The 20,026-nt window shown below is 47.0% G+C and carries 20 protein-coding genes; 19 read left to right on the top strand and 1 reads right to left on the bottom strand.

Annotated elements, in window-relative coordinates:
* Positions 1-77 precede the first annotated feature (77 nt).
* Complete coding sequence (locus tag ACQQ6X_RS04680) at positions 78-923, top strand: sporulation protein YpjB (protein WP_305164420.1); 846 nt, start codon at positions 78-80, stop codon at positions 921-923.
* Positions 924-998: 75 nt separating this feature from the next.
* Here the strand turns inward: ACQQ6X_RS04680 and ACQQ6X_RS04675 are convergent, their stop codons facing one another.
* On the bottom strand, positions 999-1,868 hold the full coding sequence (locus ACQQ6X_RS04675; RefSeq protein ID WP_064796410.1) for a YitT family protein: 870 nt from the start codon (positions 1,866-1,868) through the stop codon (positions 999-1,001).
* A 214-nt stretch (positions 1,869-2,082) separates the two neighbouring features.
* Here ACQQ6X_RS04675 and ACQQ6X_RS04670 point away from each other — a divergent pair, with 214 nt between their 5' ends.
* The 18 genes from ACQQ6X_RS04670 (at position 2,083) to ACQQ6X_RS04585 (ending at position 19,923) form a co-directional block, all read left to right on the top strand.
* Positions 2,083-2,412: a nucleotide pyrophosphohydrolase gene (locus tag ACQQ6X_RS04670; RefSeq protein WP_007430805.1), complete on the top strand. Its 330-nt coding sequence runs from the start codon at positions 2,083-2,085 to the stop codon at positions 2,410-2,412.
* A gap of 50 nt (positions 2,413-2,462) precedes the next feature.
* The gene (locus ACQQ6X_RS04665) at positions 2,463-2,981 is read left to right on the top strand and encodes a tetratricopeptide repeat protein (RefSeq protein ID WP_305164419.1); all 519 of its coding nucleotides are present in this window, start codon (positions 2,463-2,465) and stop codon (positions 2,979-2,981) included.
* 31 nt (positions 2,982-3,012) lie between these two features.
* Positions 3,013-3,816 carry a 4-hydroxy-tetrahydrodipicolinate reductase gene (gene dapB, locus ACQQ6X_RS04660; RefSeq protein WP_305164418.1) on the top strand — a complete coding sequence of 268 codons (804 nt, stop codon included), beginning with the start codon at positions 3,013-3,015 and terminating at the stop codon, positions 3,814-3,816.
* Between the two features lie 56 nt (positions 3,817-3,872).
* Complete coding sequence (gene mgsA / locus ACQQ6X_RS04655) at positions 3,873-4,310, top strand: methylglyoxal synthase (protein WP_063213464.1); 438 nt, start codon at positions 3,873-3,875, stop codon at positions 4,308-4,310.
* A complete protein-coding gene (gene bshB1 / locus ACQQ6X_RS04650) occupies positions 4,307-4,999 on the top strand; it encodes a bacillithiol biosynthesis deacetylase BshB1 (protein WP_063213463.1) in 693 nt (230 codons plus the stop codon). Before mgsA ends, bshB1 begins: the two co-directional genes overlap by 4 nt.
* Before the next feature lie 83 nt (positions 5,000-5,082).
* Complete coding sequence (gene bshA / locus ACQQ6X_RS04645; protein WP_064796416.1) at positions 5,083-6,246, top strand: N-acetyl-alpha-D-glucosaminyl L-malate synthase BshA; 1,164 nt, start codon at positions 5,083-5,085, stop codon at positions 6,244-6,246.
* Positions 6,247-6,299: 53 nt separating this feature from the next.
* Positions 6,300-7,622 carry a CCA tRNA nucleotidyltransferase gene (locus ACQQ6X_RS04640; protein WP_305164417.1) on the top strand — a complete coding sequence of 441 codons (1,323 nt, stop codon included), beginning with the start codon at positions 6,300-6,302 and terminating at the stop codon, positions 7,620-7,622.
* On the top strand, positions 7,615-8,589 hold the full coding sequence (locus ACQQ6X_RS04635) for a biotin--[acetyl-CoA-carboxylase] ligase (protein WP_305164416.1): 975 nt from the start codon (positions 7,615-7,617) through the stop codon (positions 8,587-8,589). Before ACQQ6X_RS04640 ends, ACQQ6X_RS04635 begins: the two co-directional genes overlap by 8 nt.
* 346 nt (positions 8,590-8,935) lie before the next feature.
* Positions 8,936-9,844: a 3-methyl-2-oxobutanoate hydroxymethyltransferase gene (gene panB / locus ACQQ6X_RS04630; protein ID WP_305164415.1), complete on the top strand. Its 909-nt coding sequence runs from the start codon at positions 8,936-8,938 to the stop codon at positions 9,842-9,844.
* A complete protein-coding gene (gene panC / locus ACQQ6X_RS04625) occupies positions 9,841-10,779 on the top strand; it encodes a pantoate--beta-alanine ligase (protein WP_305164414.1) in 939 nt (312 codons plus the stop codon). The genes panB and panC overlap by 4 nt, the downstream gene beginning before the upstream one ends.
* Positions 10,772-11,155, top strand: a complete 384-nt coding sequence (gene panD, locus ACQQ6X_RS04620; protein WP_305164413.1) for an aspartate 1-decarboxylase — start codon at positions 10,772-10,774, stop codon at positions 11,153-11,155. The genes panC and panD overlap by 8 nt, the downstream gene beginning before the upstream one ends.
* A gap of 82 nt (positions 11,156-11,237) precedes the next feature.
* Positions 11,238-11,870: a tetratricopeptide repeat protein gene (locus ACQQ6X_RS04615; RefSeq protein WP_305164412.1), complete on the top strand. Its 633-nt coding sequence runs from the start codon at positions 11,238-11,240 to the stop codon at positions 11,868-11,870.
* Between the two features lie 157 nt (positions 11,871-12,027).
* The gene (dinG, locus tag ACQQ6X_RS04610) at positions 12,028-14,910 is read left to right on the top strand and encodes an ATP-dependent DNA helicase DinG (RefSeq protein ID WP_305164411.1); all 2,883 of its coding nucleotides are present in this window, start codon (positions 12,028-12,030) and stop codon (positions 14,908-14,910) included.
* Between the two features lie 27 nt (positions 14,911-14,937).
* Positions 14,938-15,591, top strand: coding sequence for a redox-sensing transcriptional repressor Rex (locus ACQQ6X_RS04605; RefSeq protein WP_305164410.1), 654 nt, complete (start codon positions 14,938-14,940; stop codon positions 15,589-15,591).
* The gene (locus ACQQ6X_RS04600) at positions 15,578-16,879 is read left to right on the top strand and encodes an amidohydrolase (protein WP_305164409.1); all 1,302 of its coding nucleotides are present in this window, start codon (positions 15,578-15,580) and stop codon (positions 16,877-16,879) included. Before ACQQ6X_RS04605 ends, ACQQ6X_RS04600 begins: the two co-directional genes overlap by 14 nt.
* A 37-nt stretch (positions 16,880-16,916) precedes the next feature.
* Positions 16,917-17,441, top strand: a complete 525-nt coding sequence (locus tag ACQQ6X_RS04595) for a DUF5590 domain-containing protein (protein ID WP_305164408.1) — start codon at positions 16,917-16,919, stop codon at positions 17,439-17,441.
* Between the two features lie 453 nt (positions 17,442-17,894).
* Positions 17,895-18,428, top strand: coding sequence for a hypothetical protein (locus tag ACQQ6X_RS04590; protein WP_149033419.1), 534 nt, complete (start codon positions 17,895-17,897; stop codon positions 18,426-18,428).
* Complete coding sequence (locus ACQQ6X_RS04585; protein ID WP_149033418.1) at positions 18,421-19,923, top strand: AAA family ATPase; 1,503 nt, start codon at positions 18,421-18,423, stop codon at positions 19,921-19,923. Before ACQQ6X_RS04590 ends, ACQQ6X_RS04585 begins: the two co-directional genes overlap by 8 nt.
* Positions 19,924-20,026: the final 103 nt, after the last annotated feature.

Genomic DNA, 20,026 nt, shown 5'->3' with positions numbered 1-20,026 from the left:
ACTGTTCAAGCGATCGCCCTAAAGCAAGTTCTAGTCCTGTTAACCTTGCCATACAGTAAGGTGAGGAGGGATGTCCCATGAATAGAGGTCAGGCGTTTCCAAAGGTGATACGTATTGTTTTGAGTGTAGTTTTATCGATGGTCCTGCTGCTGTCTGTCTGCGTCCCTCCAGGTATGGCAGAGACACAGGATCAGTCCAAACCTGTAGGTAAAACCAAGGAAATTGAAGAGCTGGATCATGCAGCTGCGACACTGTACCGTGACGTAATGGACGGGAATATTGAAAAAGCGCGCGCGGATGTAGCCGAGGTAAGCAGATGGTTCAGCACTGGGCAGGTGCAGGCGGCGCTATCTGTAGAGGCTATCCATGCTTTGTCTGGCAGCATCTTGGAGGTGCAGCAAGCTACACAGTCCGTTCAAGCATCACCGGATGAGTGGGTGAAGGCAGCGGCCAATTTACGGCTTGCGACAGATGCGCTTGCACACCCGCGCCAGCCTTTATGGCAGCAGTATTATAAAATTTTAAGAGAAGATGTTAGCAGTTTGAATAACCAGTTTGCTAAAGGGAACATGAAGGGATTCAAAGCAAGTACCGCAGTCCTCGAAGACCACTATGAAACAATCCGTACAGCAGCATTGATCCATGGCAGAACAACTGAGGTGGTGCGGACTGATTCCTGGATATCCTACATCAAAGGATTGGGCAATCAGCAAAATGCAGATGCTTCAACGATTAGAGGGGCATTGGACCAGGGTAATCCGACGTTTAATGCTTTGTTTGGACGTGAAAAAGACGCCACCGCATTGGCGCCATTTATCCCGCATGAGAGTGAGCGCCGGGCTGAAGTGGCCATCGGTATGATGGTTCTGCTGGCGCTGGCCTATGCAGGTTATCGTAAATATAGGGCTGGTTTTACTGGGTAACGATGAAAGTTTGAACATTCGCAATTTTGTTGTGAGCCATCCATTATTTGTTAGCCCATTGCCCGGATTACCGGGCTATTCCTCTTTAAACCCTTCCCCATGTACATCATGCACATCCTGAATGATGATAAACGCCCGTGGATCAACCGCTTTAACTATTTGGTGCAGTCGCCGTATTTCCTGACGGGACACGACACAATAGGCAACATGCTTGGCCTGTTTGGAAAATGCACCTACAGCCGGAATAATCGTAACTCCGCGATCCATGTCCCTGGTAATAATATCAGCAATATCCATCGTGTGATCGCTGATAATCATAAAAGCTCTGGCGGAATAAGCCCCCTCTTGTATAAAATCAATAATCTTGGATGCGATGAACACAGCGACTAATGTATATAGAATTTTCTCTTTGGGTATGTAAAGTAGTGAAGCGCCGATAATGACAATATCAATTACCAGCATAATCCTCCCCATGCTCCACCCAAACTTCCGATTTAAAATACGAGCGATAATATCCGAGCCACCGGTAGTGCCGCCAAAGCGGAACACAATGCCTAGCCCGGCCCCAAGCGTAACCCCCGCATATAATGAAGAAAGTATAAAATCGTGTTCAGTCTGAAACGTCCCCATCCATCCGAGATGAATCATTTTTTCAAATAACCACAAAAAGAATGTGAGTGACCCAATACCGACCCCCGTATATATAATCGACTTGCCCCCAAGCATTTTCCATCCAATTAAAAATAATGGAATGTTCAGAAACAAGGTGGAGAGAGAAGGTGAAATCGAAAAAGCATAATTAAGCAGCAGGGTAATCCCTGTAATACCGCCTTCCATCAATTTACTGGGTATAATAAAATAAAGAAGACCGAATGCATAGATGGCTGTGCCAAATACGATCGGCAAAATCAATTTAAGCTGTTCCATGGACTTGGATATTTTCATATAATCCCTCACAGTAGCAGTTTAAGGATGAGCGACGCCATGCAATTTTTCGTAAATCGCAGATCCCTATGTTTAGTATACCTTTTTGCGGCAGCTTTAAAAGACAGATGACTGCAAGTTGATATCGTTAGTCCACAATTAAAAAAAATTTGTTTTAAAATGTGCTTTACGATAACATATGAATAAACCTGCACATGGGGGGATTGCGTGTTTCATGGAAAAATCGTTAGATGAAATTCAACGTGAGGTAGACCAGTATATCTCTCAATTTAAGGAAGGGTATTTCAGTCCTTTGGCTATGTTGGCCCGGATGTCCGAGGAAGTCGGTGAACTGGCGAGGGAGGTTAATCACTCCTTTGGTGAGAAACCGAAAAAAACGGATGAAGCCGACAATTCCATTGAGCTGGAGTTGGGGGACATTTTGTTCATCACAGTTTGCTTTGCGAACTCACTCGGTATAAATTTGACCGAGGCACATGATAAGGTTATGCATAAATTTAACACGCGTGACGCGAATCGCTGGACCAAAAAGGACACCGATTAGGCGTTTTGTACATATGCTGTACCAAACCGGTTACCCGGAGGTGCAGTGTCATGAAGGCGGAGGAATACGTTCAGAAAGCTTATCAGTGCATTTTGCAGAACGATTTTGAGCAGGCGGTGGAATGGTTTGAAAAAGCGATTTCAGCCCAGCCTGATCATGCGGAACATTATTTCCGATGCTCGGTTACCTATGCTCGTAGTGGACGCTTGGAGCAGGCTTTGGCATATGCAGAGCATGCGGTTCGCCTCGCTCCACAGCAGGAAGAATATGTTCTCCATCTGCATGCGCAGGAAGCCAGGCAGTATACAGAAAAGGCCAGAAAAATGCTGGAGGTCGACAGACCTACGCCACAGATGCATCGGGATGCGATATTGCTGCTGGAACGGGCAATTTCCCTTGATCCGTTATGTGGTGACGCATTTTTGCTGCTCGCATTGATTTACGACGAATTGAATGAACATAAGCTGGCTGTGCAGGCTGCTCGTGAGGCTGCAGCGCTGTTTCCTCACAATGTGCAGCTTGCCAACCTCATGAAGAAGTTATGCCAGCAGATGAATCAACAAATCTAGCACAAATGGATGCAGAAGGAGTTGTAGGGATATGTCAGAACCAATAAAAGTGGCTGTCGTTGGAGCAGCAGGGCGCATGGGCCGTGAGGTTGTCAAATTGGTTCTTCAGGATGAGGAACTACAGCTTGTAGCCGCAGTGAACAGAACACACGCCGGCAGTGATGCCGGCCTTCTCGTCGGACTACCAGAAGCTGGTATCGCAATTACGGAGGATGTAGAGCAGGCTTTACTGGAGAGCCGAGCCGATGTCATGGTTGACTTTACGGGGCCGCGTTTTGCGTACGCACATACAGCGCTTGCTATTAAGTATGGAGTTCGTCCGGTTATCGGTACGACAGGGTTTACCCCCGAACAAATTGATGAACTGGACAAGCAGTGTCGTGAGCAACAAATTGGGGGTCTGATTGCGCCTAACTTTTCGATCGGAGTTATTTTGATGATGCGGTTTGCGGCTCAGGCAGCAAAATATTTCCCACATCTGGAAATTATCGAATATCATGGCGACCAAAAATTGGACGCGCCCTCAGGCACAGCCATTAAGACTGCTGAACTGATCGCCGAGCAGCGTCAGGAGCTACGTCAAGGCAATCCGGAAGAGGAAGAAATGCTAGAAGGTTCACGTGGTGGTTACTATCAAGGATTCCGTATTCACAGTGTCCGTCTTCCTGGTGTGTTCGCACAGCAAGAAGTTATATTTGGAGGGTTTGGACAATCTCTGAAAATTCGTCAGGACTCCTATGAACGAGCTGGATATATGCCGGGTGTTAAAATCGGTATTCAGAAGGTGATGGAGCAACCGGGGCTTGTATATGGTTTTGAGCATTATATCGATTAAGAATATACGAATGAATTGATGAATGGCATTATAGAATGAGGCAGGAGGAATTTCGAATGTTAAAGATTGCATTTATAGCGCATGACCGCAAAAAGGATGAAATGGTTAATTTTATAACGGCGTATGAGCATGTTTTTACAGATCACCAATTGTATTCAACAGGCACAACAGGTCAGCGCATAATGGAGCAAACCAAGCTTCAAATTCACCGCTTCATGTCCGGTCCGCTCGGTGGAGATCAGCAAATCGGGGCTATGGTTGCGCAAAATGATATGGACTTGATTATATTTTTGCGGGATCCTCTCATGGCACAGCCGCACGAGCCGGATATTAGCGCCTTGCTACGACTGTGTGATGTGCAGGGGATTCCTTTGGCAACCAACGTTGCAACTGCTGAAATACTGGTGAAAGCGCTGGATCGTGGCGACTTTGCTTGGCGCGAACTGGTACATAAATATAAACCGGGCCTTGACCAGCAGGGTGATGTGAAATGACGCTGGACATCCTGGTTTTCGGAGCCCATGCCGACGATGCGGAAATCGGAATGGGTGGCACCATTGCCAAGCATACAGCCGCAGGTCTAAAGGTAGGGGTGTGCGATTTAACGCGGGCTGAAATGTCATCCAATGGTGATGTGGATACTCGTATGGCTGAAGCTGAACAGGCCTCGAAAGTGCTCGGGCTTGCTGTGCGGACGAATTTGGGTCTGCCTGATCGTGGGTTATATGTAACACCTGAACATGTAGCAGCAGTTACAGCAGAAATCAGGCGCCATGCTCCAAAAGTGGTATTTGCTCCTTATTGGGAGGATCGGCATCCGGATCATGTCATGTGCAGCAAGTTAGTAGAAGAAGCTGTGTTTAACGCCAAGTTGAGACGTTTTATGCCAGAGAGTCCCGCGGTACAGGTCGAGCAATTATATTTTTATTTTATCAATGATATCGGCAGAACAGACCTGATCGTGGACATTACCGAGCATTATGATGCCAAGGAACAGTCGTTATTGAGTTATGCTTCGCAATTTCAGGCAGCACCTGGGAAGGACACGGTATCCACACCACTGAATCAGGGCTATGTGGAACGGGTAAAGGCTAGGGATTCGTTGCTGGGGCAACGCAAACTGATTTCATATGCAGAAGGGTTTGCGTCCAAAACGCCATATCTGGTTAAGCTATTCACATAAGGATTTATACCTACGCATGTTGTAGAATGCTGAAATATATGGGATACAAGTGATTATGGATGAACGGAAGGAGGCAGCTTAGCTTGAATGACAAACTGAAAATTGGGATTACCTGTTATCCGTCACTGGGTGGCTCGGGCGTTGTGGCTACTGAGCTGGGCAAGTTGCTGGCAGAAAAAGGGCATGAGGTCCATTTTATTGCTAATAGCATTCCGTTCAGATTAGGCGGGACGTTCCAGAAAAATATTTTTTATCATGAAGTCGAAGTTAACGATTATTATGTGTTCAGATATCCGCCATATGATTTGTCACTAGCGACAAAAATGGCCCAGGTGGCTCAAATGAAGAATTTGGATGTACTCCATGTTCATTATGCTGTTCCGCATGCGGTGTGCGCTTATTTGGCGAAGGAAATGGTGGGCGATCATTTGAAAGTGGTCACCACCCTGCACGGCACAGACATTACAGTGTTGGCACAGGATGAATCGTTAAAGGATCTGATTCGACTGGCTATTAACAAAAGCGATGCTGTGACAGCAGTTTCCAAGGATTTGATTCGGGAGACAATCGATGCGTTAGAAATAACACGACCTATAGATTTGACCTACAACTTTGTAGATAAACGAGTATATTATCCAAGAGATGCCGCTGCGCTTAGGAGAGATTTTGCTCAACCGCACGAAAAAATTATGATGCATATTTCCAATTTCCGTCCGGTTAAAAGGGTGGGAGATGTGCTGGATATCTTCGACAGAGTGCAGCAAAAGGTACCTGCGAAGCTGCTGTTTGTAGGAGAAGGACCGGATCTTCCAAAGATTCGTTGTAAAATCGAAAGTTTGGGCCTGCAGGACAAAGTCTTCTTTTTGGGTAAACAGGATCAAATCGCAGAAGTGATTTCTATGGCGGATGTGCTGCTGCTTCCTTCGGAGAAGGAAAGTTTTGGTCTAGTTGCACTGGAAGCAATGGCCTGTGGAGTGCCAACAATTGGTTCTCAGGCAGGAGGAGTACCTGAACTTGTCGTGCATGGAAGTACGGGGTATCTTGCTGAAATCGGTAATACCGAGGCGATGGCGGATTATGCAGTAGAACTACTGTCCGATGAAGCGATGGCGGAACGTTTCCGTGAAGCGTGCCTGACACGAGCACGTACCGTATTCTGCGATGAGCTGATTACCCGTCAATATGAAGAAATCTATTACCGTGTGTTGGGACGCGAGGTGCCGGATCTTAAACCGATCAGCGTTTAAGGAGGCGGACTCGCGTCCGTTTTTTATTGAATACTTGCAAAGGGGGAAACCCTGTGAATACAAATACTTGGCAATATGCTGATCCAGAAATGGCTCTTCGCGGCAGAGAGGTTATACATACACTAACCACAGCAGGCCACGAAGCTTATTGGGTCGGTGGCTGTGTGCGCGATGAGCTATTAGGACGAGCTATTCATGACATGGATCTGACTACTTCGGCTGAGCCTGAGGAGGTCTTAACGCTGTTCCCTCATGTGATTCCGACAGGAATCCAGCATGGGACGGTAACGGTCATGCAGGACGGTTATGCATTCGAGGTGACCACTTTTCGTACGGAAAGTGGATACACCGATCACCGCCGTCCAACAGAAGTATCCTTTGTGAAGGACATCCGTGAGGATCTGATGCGGCGGGACTTCACGATGAACGCGATAGCGATGGCTGAACACGGGGAGCGAGTAGATCCGTTTGGTGGAGAAGCTGATTTGCGAGCCGCTCTCGTTCGTTGTGTGGGACGAGCCGAGGAACGCTTTGAGGAGGACGGGCTGCGAATGCTGCGTTGCATCCGTTTTGCCTCTGTATTCCGGTTCCGAGTGGCTTACAATACCTGGAAAGGTATGATCCGCCGCAGAGAGGGACTTCGATACATAGCCATGGAACGGGTACGAGTCGAATTAGAAAAGATGCTGGCGGGGCCTGACCCGTTACGTGGGTTGGAGATGCTGGGTCGTAGCGGATTGCTCGACTGTACGAAGGTGCCAGTTTCCTGGAAACAATGTGATGCAGAGGCGCTCCAGGAGATCGTGCAGCTGCCAGCAGAGCTGCGATGGGGGTTGCTCCTTATGTCTTGTAGACTTAGCTCCGAGGCAGCAGACGAGCTATTAAGAGCTTGGACTTTCTCTAACGCTGTACGTCTGCGTTTGGTTCATTTGTTGGAATGGGAAACCGAGATTATCAGCCATGCTGCTGCCATAGCTGGGAACTCTGTTTCAAGTGATTCTGACCGTATCAACGATGAGGCGCTTCGTCGCAGCTGGATTCAATTGTTAATTAGGCTGGGAAAGGACACAGCATCAGACTGGTTAGAGCTTTACAAGACATTGCCTTCTTCGTTCCGCAGATTATCGCCATCGGTAGAAATGCATGTGCAGAAAATAGCTGAACTGGCAAACTCTTGGACACAGCAGGCAGTAGTCGTTCGGATCAAGGATTTAAATATTACTGGAAATGAGCTGGTTCAGGCAATGAATCGACCAGGTGGACCGTGGCTGGGACAGCTGATGGAACAGCTTTTACAAGCGGTCGCTTGCGGAGATATCCCGAATGAAACAGAAACATTGCTTCAGGAAGTGAAACGGGTGATGAGTAGTGAATAATCATGAGAGACTGTTAGGCATACTGGAGGAAGGTTCATCTGATTACGTATCTGGTGAGGAGATTAGCCGCCGCCTCTCCGTTAGTCGCACAGCAATATGGAAGCAAATCAACAAACTGCGTGAGCTGGGTTATAATATCGATGCCTCTTCGCGCCGGGGCTATCGGTTGATATCTCGGCCTGACCGACTGGAAGTCTCCAAATTGGCAGACCTATTAACTACCCAATCATTTGGCCAGCGTATCATAGTGCTGGATTCAACGGTATCCACTCAGCAGGATGCTATGCGTTTGGCAGAAGAGGGCGCACCAGAGGGAACGGTAGTGCTGGCAGAGGAACAGACAGCAGGCCGGGGACGTCAGGGACGGAAATGGTATTCCCCTCGCGGTAAAGGGATATGGATGAGCATTGTATTACGCCCCACACAGCCCTTGGCCTTTACCCCCCAGCTAACACTGCTTACAGGTGTGGCGGTATGTCGGGCTATTCGCCGACTGACGGGTGTGGAGGCAGGCATTAAATGGCCAAACGATCTGCTGATCCATGGTCGTAAGGTATCTGGTATTCTGCTGGAATCTGCAACAGAGGATCAACGGGTTCGCTATTGCATTGCAGGAATTGGTATCGACGTAAATTTGAATGTAGAAGATTACCCGGAAGAGCTATCCCATGTAGGGACATCTTTGAAAATAGAAGCAGGGCTTGAAATTGACCGTACTACACTGATTGCTGCAGTTCTGGAAGAAATGGAGCAGCTAAGCAAGCTATATGCCGAGCAGGGGTTCCAGCCTATAACTATGCTGTGGGAGGCGTTATCCGTGACGATGAATCGCAGCGTTCGGGCACATACGGGTCAAGGGATAGCGGTAGAAGGTACAGCGGTCGGCTTGGACCCTTCAGGGGCACTCATGATTGAAACGGATCTTGGAGAGCGAATTCAGGTCATTTCAGGGGATATACAATTGTAGAAGCGACCTTAGCTGTGAAAAACGATCATAATCATTCTGTTCCCTGTGTAAAACTTCACGTGAAAAAGTGGATGTTTTTTGTTATACTGTGCAGGAGGCGGCATCGGACGGTCCGAGCTGCACTCCAAGGGCACATGCTCTACTTTAGCTAGTTTGTAAGACCATCATAACTTCATTTGAAGGTTACGTTGGATTCTGCTCTGAGCCGAACAGGACCGAGACAGAAGGGACGATCTCAAAATGAGTGTCTTTTTTGGCTGTTCGGACCTTTTGATGACGCAGATGTACAAGCGTTCATAAAAGGTTATTTTTTGTGCCAAAAAAAGATGGAAGGGAGCCATTCGAAATGGCAGGAAAACAAGCGCTGAATATTGTGAAAATGAAAAAAATGAAGCGGGAGGGCATTCCGCTCAGTATGCTGACCGCCTATGATTATCCATCGGCTAAGATAGCCGAGGAAGCGGGAATTGACATCATTCTCGTCGGGGACTCACTGGGTAACGTAGTGCTTGGTTATGATTCGACCATCCCTGTGACCTTGGATGATATGGTGTACCATTCCCGGACAGTGGCAAGAGGCGCTGAGCATACATTTATCGTAGCGGACATGCCTTTTATGACATATCACAGCAGTATATCCGAAAGTCTTCAAGGCATCCGTCGTCTGATGCAGGAAGGACATGCGCATGCTGTTAAATTGGAGGGTGGAGCAGAAATCGCCGATGTTGTAAAAGCGACTGTTCAGGCAGGTGTACCTGTGCTGGGACATATCGGGCTTACTCCGCAATCCGTTAATCAGATTGGCGGCTATCGCATTCAAGGTAAGGACGAAGCGGATGCACGCCGATTGATGGCAGATGCCAAGGCGTTAGAACAGGCAGGTGCCTTTGGTATTGTCTTGGAATTGGTGACTGAGGAAGTGGCAACAGCGATTTCTAAAGAACTCTCCATTCCGACGATTGGAATCGGTGCAGGACGTGGATGTGACGGTCAGGTACTCGTTTATCACGATCTGATTCAATATGCTTCGCCTTATTTCAGCAAACGTTTTGTTAAAACCTATGCCGATGTAGGCGGTTTGATCCGCAGCAGCATTGAGCAGTATGTGAGCGATGTAAAAGGGCGGGCATTCCCGGCTCAAGAGCATGTGTTTAGCGCGGATGATCGCGTTGTGGAGTCCCTGGAGTCCTTGTACGGACAAGCAAAAGGACAAGCGCGGGAACAAGCTAAGGAAAAGGTGGAATCTCAGTCATGATCATCGTAAGAGAAGTAGCTCAGCTCCGCAAGGTTATTGCCGAACGTCGGCAGCTTGGAGCCAATGGAGAAAAAAAAGCACACGATTCTGCCTCATTACTGCAACATAAAGTTGGCTTTGTACCAACAATGGGATACCTGCATGAAGGGCACGCGAGCTTGATGCAAAAGGCGCGCAAAATGGCAGATACGGTGGTGCTTAGCATTTTCGTAAATCCAATTCAATTTGGACCTACCGAAGACCTGGACAGCTACCCTCGCGATGAAGCTCGTGATCTGGAGGTAGCTCGGCGCGAAGGCGTGGATATTGTATTTTTGCCAACTGTAGCAGAAATGTATCCGCAGCCAACCCAAACCAAAATTCACGTATCCGCTTTGACAGACCGCTTGTGTGGTGCCTCCCGTCCAGGCCATTTTGACGGTGTGACTACAGTGGTAGCCAAGCTGTTTAATATGGTAGGTCCTGATTTGGCCTTTTTTGGAATGAAGGATGCGCAGCAGGTTGCTGTGCTTCAACAAATGGTGACTGATCTCAATATGAATGTGACCCTCATACCTTGTCCTATCGTCAGAGAAGCCGATGGTTTGGCTCTTAGCTCCCGTAATGTATATCTAAGTGCGGAACAGCGTGAGCAGGCATTAGTGCTGTCTCAGTCCCTGCGCAAGGTGCAAGAAGTGAGTGAAGATATTGTACAGAACACCATTACGATGAAGCAGATACGTCAAATGGTGGAGTCCACCATTGCCACTTCTCCTTTGGCAGATATTGACTATATTGAAATATTAACTTTTCCTGGTCTGGAGCCCCTTCGCCCTGAGCAGCGTCTATGTGATGTGCAGGACGACATCATTGTTGCGCTGGCTGTAAAATTTGGGAATACCCGACTGATTGACAATATAAGAATACAGAAAGTGGAGGTACTTTCCCATGTTTAGAACCATGATGAAATCTAAAATTCACCGCGCGACGGTTACCGAAGCCAACCTGAACTATGTGGGGAGTATTACCATAGATGAAGATTTGATGGAGACATCGGATCTACTGGAGAATGAAAAGGTTCAAATTGTAAACAATAACAATGGAGCTCGATTGGAAACCTATGTGATTCCAGGACCGCGCGGAAGCGGCGTGATTTGTCTCAACGGTGCGGCAGCCCGTCTGGTGCAGCCTGGGGATACAGTCATCATTATTTCCTATGCTTCCATGTCAAATGAAGAGGCCAAAGCATACAAGCCAACAGTGGTATTTGTGGATGAACATAATAAACCAGCTCAAACGATGAACAAGGAAGTACACGCGACGATCATGTAATGAATGGGAGTGCGGATGAAACCCCTCATTTAAGCGAAAAATGTGATTGTAATAATCCATCTTTCGTAAGGGCGGGATGCACATGTTCCAGCATGTATTCGCAGAAATGAACAGCATGTTAGATGATATCGTGAAGCATTACCCATCAGCCCAGGGTCCCCGCAGAGAGGAGCTGCTGCAGAATTGGAGTCTGCTGCGGAGAATGAGTGATGGAATTATGGATGAGTGGCTGGCTTTTGAGGAAAAAATGGTTTGCTTGCGTGCGGCTGGCTTTTCCGCAGAGACCGACATGTCTGACGCTGAATTGCCCGAAAAGGAGCTGCCGGCTTTTAACCGGGGGCAGGGGTATTATCGATTACTTATGTACCCTGAGGCCATCCAGCAATTTAAGCAGGTGCTACAGCATTTTCCAAGCAGTTGGCAGAGTTGCATGTATATGGGGATGGCTTATTTTCAACTGGATGATTCAGCAGAGGCTGTAGGTCATTTTCAGAAGGTGCTGCACCTAACTGAACAGCCGGGGCTAAAAGCCGTCATTTTTAATGCGTTAGGCTGTTTGATGGCAAAGCAGGCTGACGTAAAAGAGGCGCAAAAATATTTTGCTCTCGCACATCAGTTCGATCCAACGCTGCCCGAGCCACTGCACAATATGCAAGCCTGTTTGTCTGGTGCCGAAAAGCTTCGATGCAACAGCTCCATGTTAACCTGGATGTAGCTGTCAGACACCGAATAAGACGATGCATGCCCACCTCCTTGGGTGCCGTGTGCATCGTCTTTTTTGGCTGTCTTAATTTCCAAACAGGCAATCTTCTGCTATGCTATTATACGGAGTTATTATTTTTGTATGTGTCAAAAGAAAGGATTAAGCTCGAATGAAATTTGCGGTATTGGATTTTGAAACGACAGGCACCCAGTCCGCGGATGATATCATTCAAGTCGGACTTGCAATTATAGATCATGATAACAGCATTTCCCGTGTTTACGGCTCTTATGTAAACCCTGGCAGATCTATTCCACCTTTTATCACCGGCTTGACCGGGATTACAGACGATGACGTCAAAGACGCGCCTTCACTCGAAGAAATGATGATGGAACTCGTGCCTATGCTGGACGATGTCGTGCTGGTCGGTCATAATGTGGCGTTTGATTTCAATTTTTTGCAAAGCGCTTTGGATCGGTGCGGATACTTACCCTTCAGCGGTAGAATTTTGGATACGATGGATTTTCTAAAAATCTTGTTCCCGTCGCTATCTTCTTACCAGCTGGGTTTTGTTTCCTCTGAGTTTGGGCTGGCACATGACCGCCCACATCAGGCAGACAGTGACGCGTTGGCTACAGCTGAGGTGTTTTTAAAGTGTCTGGGTGAGCTTCAGGCATTACCTTTGATAACGATACAGCGGCTTAGCGATTTGTTTGCAGAGGAAGACAGTGATCTTGGTTGGTTTCTTGATGGTATTCGGGAAGAGAAAGAGCTAGATCCTATTCAGGATTTGGAGAAACATCAATTTTTCCGTCAGCTTGCGCTTAAAGTGGAAGATTGGACCGAGCTGGCTACTCCGCGTAGAGAAGATGATCCGAATCCGCTGTCAGGTGTTTCCTTTGAAGAGTATATGGATGATGTGCGGGACAATTTGCGTTCATCCTTAAGCCAATATGAGGAGCGAGAGGCCCAGATCCAAATGATTGAGGGTGTAAACCAAGCCCTGAGTCAAGATAAGCATTTGTTGATTGAGGCGGGGACAGGAACGGGGAAGTCCCTAGGTTATTTGCTTCCGTCACTATATCATAGTGTAAAATATGGGCAGAGGGTAACAGTAAGCACGCATACCATTAATCTGCAGGAGCAATTGCGAGAGCGTGATATTCCGATGCTGACAAAAGTGATTCCGTTCCCGTTCCGGGCTGCCATTTTTAAGGGTCGGGGACATTATTTGTGTCTGCGCAAGTTTGAACATAAAATAAACAGAAGAGACTTCGCGACACCAAAGGAAGACTTAATTACAGCAGCTCAAATGATCGTCTGGCTGACGCTGACAGAAACCGGTGATGATGAGGAACTAAACCTGAGCAACCGTGGAGGGGATTTTTGGGAAACGGTGGCCAGTGATTCCGAGTCCTGTCTTGGTCGTTCTTGCCCATGGTTCCGTAAATGCTACTATCATCGTGCACGTCATGAAGCAGGAACAGCGGATGTAGTTATTACGAATCACTCCAAGTTGTTCACCGACGTCAAAGCTAGTCACCAACTGCTGCCAAGCTACGAACATCTGGTCATTGATGAAGCTCATCATTTAGAGGAAGTAGCTGGCAAGCACCTGGGCATGCATATGAAATATTTCACACTCGTGCACACGCTGACTCGATTGTTCAAGGACAGTAAAAATGGACAATTGCCTTCGCTACGTCAGCAGTTGGCAAAATCGGGGCATGAGAAGTCAACAGAGTGGGCCTCAACCATTGACCAGCTGTATCCACTCGTTTTAGAGGTTAAGGAAACTTGGGACCTGTTAAGCGATAAGCTGTTTGGCATGTTGCCGGAACGTACTGATGCAACGCCGGGAGAAACAGGGCAGTTTTCTTCACGTCTCAAACCATCGGCCAAGCCCGCAAAGTGGGATCAGGCGGCAGCATTGGAAAATCAGCTTTATGTAACGATGAGCGAAATTTTGCGCAAGGGCGACAAGCTGATGCTGGATGTCAAGGAAGAACATGACGATTATGCGGCAGATAGTCTCATTACAGATATCACGGGTCTGTTTAAGGATTTGGCGGGAATTAAGGAAAATTTACGTTTCTTTATACGACTCGATGATGAAACAACCGTATACTGGCTTGAAGCGAGTGGGCAATTCCGTAGTAAGTCATTGCAATTTTATGCGGTGCCCGTCGATGTGAGCCGTCAGTTGAAAGAAATGTTTTTTGACAAAAAAAGAAGTATTATTCTGACATCTGCTACTTTATCGGTAGATAAGTCGTTTCAGTACATGACCGAGCAACTCGGCTTGCAGGAGGCTGCGGATCAAGGACGATTAATGACTTCTCAGCTCCCATCCCCTTTTAATTACAGGGATCAGGTGTTGCTGGTCATTCCGCGGGATTTTCCGAGTGTGAAGGGCAGTGTAGGGGATGCACACTTTGTAGAGATGCTCGTTAGCTCTCTAGGGGCGACTGCTCAGGCAACGCGGGGGAGAATGCTTGTTCTGTTTACTTCCTATCGGATGCTCCGGCAAGTGTATGAGCCGCTCAAAGAAGCGCTGGCATCCAGTGATATCACCGTGTTAGGACAAGGTGTGGACAGTGGAAGCCGCAGCAAGCTAACCCGCCGGTTTCAGGAAGCCAAAGCTTCCGTACTGCTGGGTACCAGCAGCTTCTGGGAAGGCGTCGATATTCCAGGGAAGGCACTCACTTGCCTGGCCATCGTTCGCTTGCCGTTTCAACCGCCCAATCACCCGTTACTGGAGGCAAAAAGCGAGTTGCTCCAGCAGCAGAAGAAGAATCCATTCATGAAGCTGTCTGTACCACAGGCAGTGATCCGTTTCAAACAGGGATTTGGTCGGTTGGTACGTACAGCGAGCGACCACGGAGTCGTCATTGTCTACGATACACGTGTGATCGAATCCTATTACGGAAAGCACTTTTTGTACTCGTTGCCGGGACCAAAAATGGAGCATATGCCATCTGAGCAAATGGTGCCACGCATTGCGGAATGGCTCCAATCCGCCCCGGAGACAGAGGCACAACGGACGGACACCTAAAGTCCGTTACAATTAGGGGGAGCAAGTATGAAATCAGATAAAATTTCAGAGGCTGTCGTACGGAGATTACCCGTATATTTACGTTATCTGAATGCACTGCACAAACGGGAAGTGGCTACGGTCTCTTCTCAAGAGCTGGGGCAGAGGCTGGATTTGAATCCGGCCCAAATCCGTAAAGATCTGGCCTATTTTGGCGATTTTGGCCGGAAGGGTATCGGTTATGATGTTTCTTATCTAATTGAGAAAATACGCCATATCCTGAAAATCGACCAGCAAATTAATGTAGTGTTGGTCGGAGCGGGTAATCTGGGTCAAGCCCTTTCGAACTATAACGCTTATTTAAAAGACAATATGAAGATTGTGGCGGTGTTTGATTCGTTTCCAGATAAGGTTGGGACCAAAATCAATACCTTAGTCGTTCAGTCGATGGATGAACTGGAAGCAACTGTGAAGGAAAAAAATATTCGAATCGGGATTATTACTGTGCCTGATTTTGAGGCACAGCAGGTAGCTGACAGGCTCATTGAGAGTGGAATTGGAGCGATTTTGAACTTTGCCCCTATCATTCTCAAGGCACCAGCTAACATTCGGATACATGCCACAGACTTTACAACTGATTTGCTTAGCCTCGCGTATTATTTGGAGGATGGAAAGGAAGAAGCACAATATGACAGTGAATAAATGGGTAATTAAAAACGGGTCTTTTGCCGTAAATGGAGCCGAAGCGGGGGTAATCCATGGTTTTATGATTGTGGAGGATAGCCGCATTACTTACATTGGCGAGACTTTGCCTGCTGGTGAGGAAGAGACGGAAACAATCGACGGTAAGGGGCTATTGTTCTTACCTGGACTGGTGAATACTCATGGTCATGCGGCGATGTCTCTGCTGCGAGGGTATGGAGATGACCTGGCCCTTCAAGTGTGGCTGCAGGAAAAAATGTGGCCTATGGAGGCCAAGTTTACATCTACAGATGTGTACTGGGGAACATCTTTGTCAGTGTTAGAAATGCTGAAAGGTGGAACCACGACTTTCCTGGATATGTACGACCATATGGATGAGGTGGCTCGTGTAGCTGAAGAGTCTGGCATTCGTGCAAGTCTGATGCGTGGAGCAATTGGGCTATGCTCAGAAGAAGAACAGCGGATCAAGCTGGCTGAGGCCGTAACTTTTGCGCGCAACTGGCATGGTAAAGCAGACGGTCGTATCACAACCATGATGTCGCCGCATGCCCCGTACACATGTCCGCCTGCGTTTATCGAGAAATTCGTTCAAGCTGCACATGATCTCGATTTACCATTGCATACGCACATGTCCGAGACGATCGCCGAAGTTGAGCAAAACGTTCGTGATTACGGTTTGCGTCCAGTTGCACATTTAGATAAGCTTGGCTTTTTCTCTCGTCCTGCCTTGGTTGCCCACGGCGTTCACTTGAACGACGAAGAAATTGCCTTATTAGCAGAACGAGGTGTGGCGGTCTCCCATAATCCAGGCAGCAACTTGAAGCTGGCAAGCGGCGTAGCAAGAGTGCCTGAACTGCTGCGTGCAGGAGTGACCGTTTCTCTTGGAACAGATGGTCCTGCCAGCAATAATAACCTGGATATGTTCGAGGAAATGCGTCTGGCAGCACTGATTCACAAGGGAGTATCTGGCGACCCTACGGCAGTTCCTGCCAATGAAGCACTGCTTCTGGCAACAGAATATGGCGCAAAGTCGATTGGTTTAAAAGAGGTAGGAGCGCTGGCAGCAGGCAACAAGGCTGACTTTATCGCGTTAGATCTGAATCAGGCTCATTTCTTGCCGCGTACAGATCTTATTTCCCATGCCGTATACTCTGCAAGTGCCAAAGACGTGGCTCATGTATGGGTAGACGGCCGTCAGGTTGTGAAAAATGGCGAATGCCTGACGATGGACGAGGAACGTATCAAACATGAGGCACAAGCCGCCTTTGAAGGGCTGCTGTCGCGCTAATTCAGGTGTCACATCCCCTTAGAGAGGAAGCACAGGTTTGAAAAATAAGAAAAAATGGATAGCGGTCGCCATTTTGGCCGTAATACTGATCCTGGTCAGCATTTTCTGGTATTATTCCTACGTTACTCAAGACCAGGTGGCTGAGAAAAATGCCGCTATCATTAAGGCCAAGCAAGTGGGTGGTCTGGTTAGCACGACTCAGACATGGAAGTCTGTATGGGATCAGATATATTGGGTAGTTGAAGGAAAAAACGCACAGAATGAAGATATAATGGTGTGGGTTCCCTTTCAAAAAATGGAGGGGCAACCTAACATCCCTGCTACAGATCCAAAAGGTGTTCATACTGAGCTGTTGAAAAACGGAGTCGACGAACAAAAAATGACGGCGATTATCCAGCAGCAACTTCCTAATGTGAAAATTGTGAGGCTCCAACCGAGTGTGTTCAATGGCGAATATGTATGGCAACTGTTTTATGATGATGGAAGCCATCATAACTATACCTTCTATCGCTTCTCTGATGGGGGATCGACAGGGATAAAGTATACTTTGCCGAATTACTAGCGTGATGTTAAGAATGGAGAATGGTGGTTTGGAAGTGTTGAGGTAGGAGGGAACAGACACCGCGCTGCGCGAAGGTAACTTTTATACTCAGACTATATAGCTTGGAATGATTGAAATGAAGAAAAAGACGTAAATACGATGTGATTCGTATTTACGTCTTTTTCTTGCTGCGTTACAAAGCTGGGCTTTAAGCCAGCGAAGCATCCATACCTAGCTAACTTTTCTGCTAAGACATCGGCTTCCACCCATAACCAATGATTTTGCCTTCTCACAACTCCTCCACACATTGCCTTCGATATTAGATTCACGTTATGATATACTATATTTTATAAGTGATAGACAAATATGATAGATAAATAAGTTGCTGATCGCTTTAAGATCATGCAATTTGGTTGTTTGTTGACATTCGTCCCGTTTCTTCGTGGGTTTTACATTTTGAGAGGAGGATGTTGTTTGAAGTTACGTGCAGTTCCTATTGTTGTGGCGGCCGTTTTGGCAGCCTTGTTGTTATTTGGGGGATGGTTCATTTATCGTCAGGTTACAATGCAAAGTCCTCTGGAAAAACTGGTAACTCAATATCCAGGCGTGAAAAGCGCTCAAATAGATATTAAACAGGATCAGGTCGTCTTGAAACTTGATCTCAAACCGCAGGCGGATGTGGCCGGGTTGGTCGATGTGGTTAAGCAAAAAGGGCAGTCCATCATTGGCAGCCGCTCGATTAACCTGGATATCGCAGATCATTCCAATTCATCACTGAATCAATGGTGGTCTGAAGCTATGTTTCCTGTAGCCGAAGCGATGGAAAATAAAAAGTATACTCAAATTTCATCTACAGTTGAGCAGATGAAAAAGAAAAAGGCAGGGATCAAGGCTGATACCGATATGGATTCGAACAATGTCTATATCCGACTCAGTGAAGGCAATGCGACAAAGTTTATCGTTTTGCCACGTCAATCTCAGCAAATGGGGGTATGGCCTAATGCCTAGATGGATCAAGGAAATATTAATCGGTATTATACCGGTGACCATTATATTTCTCGTTTTTATAGGGGTAAATATTATCCCTCTGCTGGTTGCGGGCGTGATGCTCAGCGGCTTGTTAATGCTCATGCATGCGCGTGGCGGCTTGGCCGTAGGTGCCGGGCAAGAGCGTAAACGTAAAAAAAATGGTCCGGACAAGCTGACTTTTGAGGAAATTGGTGGTCAAGAAAGCGCAAAACAGGAATTGCGTGAAGCTTTGGACTTTTTGAATCGACATGATGAAATTTCCAAGTTTGGCATTCGTCCATTAAAAGGTGTTTTGCTCACAGGCCCTCCGGGAACAGGAAAAACGCTTATGGCGAAAGCAGCTGCACATTATACCAACTCTGTGTTTGTTGCAGCTTCAGGCAGTGAATTTGTTGAAATGTACGTGGGTGTCGGCGCAGGTCGTGTCCGTGAATTGTTTCGGGAGGCTCGCACTCGTGCAGCCAAGGAAAAGAAGGAAAATGCAATTATTTTTATTGACGAGATTGATGTTATTGGCGGTAAGCGTGAGGGTGGACAGCAACGAGAATATGATCAGACTCTGAATCAGTTGCTGACAGAAATGGATGGCATTTATTCGGCAGATACACCGCGGATATTGCTCATTGCGGCAACGAACCGTAAAGAAATGCTGGACAGCGCCTTAACGCGCCCAGGACGTTTTGACCGTCATATTCAAGTAGATTTGCCTGATAAGAAAGGCCGTCTTCATATCCTTAAAATTCATGCCAAAAACAAACCGATCCAGGAAGATGCTAATTTGGATAAAATCGCCGAGGAGTCCTACGGTTTTTCCGGTGCGCAGCTTGAGAGCGTCATGAATGAAGCAGCAATTTATGCCATGAGACAGGATCAGCAAATGATTGCGCAGCGTCATCTGTCTATGGCGATTGACAAGGTGATGATGGGTGAAAAAACAGACCGTGAATCGACACTGGAAGAGAAAAAGCGTGTAGCGATTCACGAATTGGGACATGCTATTATGGCTGAAATTGTACGCCCTGGTAGCGTGAGTCAAGTAGCACTGAGCCCGCGTGGGAAAGCGCTTGGTTATGTGCGTCACAATCCACAGCAGGAGCATTATTTATATACGAAGCAGTACCTTGAGGAGCAGATTATGATCTCGCTCGCAGGGGCTACGGCTGAAGAAATGTACTACGGGGGCCGGAGTACTGGTTCAAGTAATGATTTTGAGCAGGCACTGAACATCGTTCATACGATGATGACTTCCGGTTTGACTTCTCTTGGAATTATTAACATGGAAATGGTTACAAAAGAAGAACTTATGCGGGAAAATGGCGAGATTATGAATGACCTGCATAACCGGACTTTGGAGTTGTTGGAAAAGCACCGTCCTGTGTTCGACAATTCTCTTGATATCCTGATGAAGGAAGAAACTCTGTCTGGAGATCAATTTAGATGTCAATTTAGTGAAAATGCTTTATTACCAGCATAATTTTTTATGCTGGTTATTTTTTTTTACTTTTAGTCCGTGCTAAGATATTATTATCTATTGGGACATAAACATGTATTTTTCGACAAAGAAGGATACAATATAT

This window comes from Paenibacillus ottowii, from assembly GCF_050516475.1.
Lineage (GTDB): Bacteria > Bacillota > Bacilli > Paenibacillales > Paenibacillaceae > Paenibacillus > Paenibacillus ottowii.
Note: the sequence above shows the minus strand (reverse complement) of the source record. Positions and strands in the feature narration are given on the sequence as shown.

Excerpts from the sequence above, each read along its gene's own strand:
- dapB (WP_305164418.1), top strand. The coding sequence starts at position 3,013 with ATGTCAGAACCAATAAAAGTGGCTGTCGTTGGAGCAGCAGGGCGCATG.
- ACQQ6X_RS04670 (WP_007430805.1), top strand. The coding sequence starts at position 2,083 with ATGGAAAAATCGTTAGATGAAATTCAACGTGAGGTAGACCAGTATATC.
- ACQQ6X_RS04600 (WP_305164409.1), top strand. The coding sequence starts at position 15,578 with ATGACAGTGAATAAATGGGTAATTAAAAACGGGTCTTTTGCCGTAAAT.
- ACQQ6X_RS04665 (WP_305164419.1), top strand. The coding sequence starts at position 2,463 with ATGAAGGCGGAGGAATACGTTCAGAAAGCTTATCAGTGCATTTTGCAG.
- ACQQ6X_RS04585 (WP_149033418.1), top strand. The coding sequence starts at position 18,421 with ATGCCTAGATGGATCAAGGAAATATTAATCGGTATTATACCGGTGACC.
- ACQQ6X_RS04605 (WP_305164410.1), top strand. The coding sequence starts at position 14,938 with ATGAAATCAGATAAAATTTCAGAGGCTGTCGTACGGAGATTACCCGTA.
- panB (WP_305164415.1), top strand. The coding sequence starts at position 8,936 with ATGGCAGGAAAACAAGCGCTGAATATTGTGAAAATGAAAAAAATGAAG.
- mgsA (WP_063213464.1), top strand. The coding sequence starts at position 3,873 with ATGTTAAAGATTGCATTTATAGCGCATGACCGCAAAAAGGATGAAATG.
- ACQQ6X_RS04675 (WP_064796410.1), bottom strand. The coding sequence starts at position 1,868 with ATGAAAATATCCAAGTCCATGGAACAGCTTAAATTGATTTTGCCGATC.
- dinG (WP_305164411.1), top strand. The coding sequence starts at position 12,028 with ATGAAATTTGCGGTATTGGATTTTGAAACGACAGGCACCCAGTCCGCG.
- ACQQ6X_RS04615 (WP_305164412.1), top strand. The coding sequence starts at position 11,238 with ATGTTCCAGCATGTATTCGCAGAAATGAACAGCATGTTAGATGATATC.
- panD (WP_305164413.1), top strand. The coding sequence starts at position 10,772 with ATGTTTAGAACCATGATGAAATCTAAAATTCACCGCGCGACGGTTACC.
- ACQQ6X_RS04680 (WP_305164420.1), top strand. The coding sequence starts at position 78 with ATGAATAGAGGTCAGGCGTTTCCAAAGGTGATACGTATTGTTTTGAGT.
- panC (WP_305164414.1), top strand. The coding sequence starts at position 9,841 with ATGATCATCGTAAGAGAAGTAGCTCAGCTCCGCAAGGTTATTGCCGAA.
- bshB1 (WP_063213463.1), top strand. The coding sequence starts at position 4,307 with ATGACGCTGGACATCCTGGTTTTCGGAGCCCATGCCGACGATGCGGAA.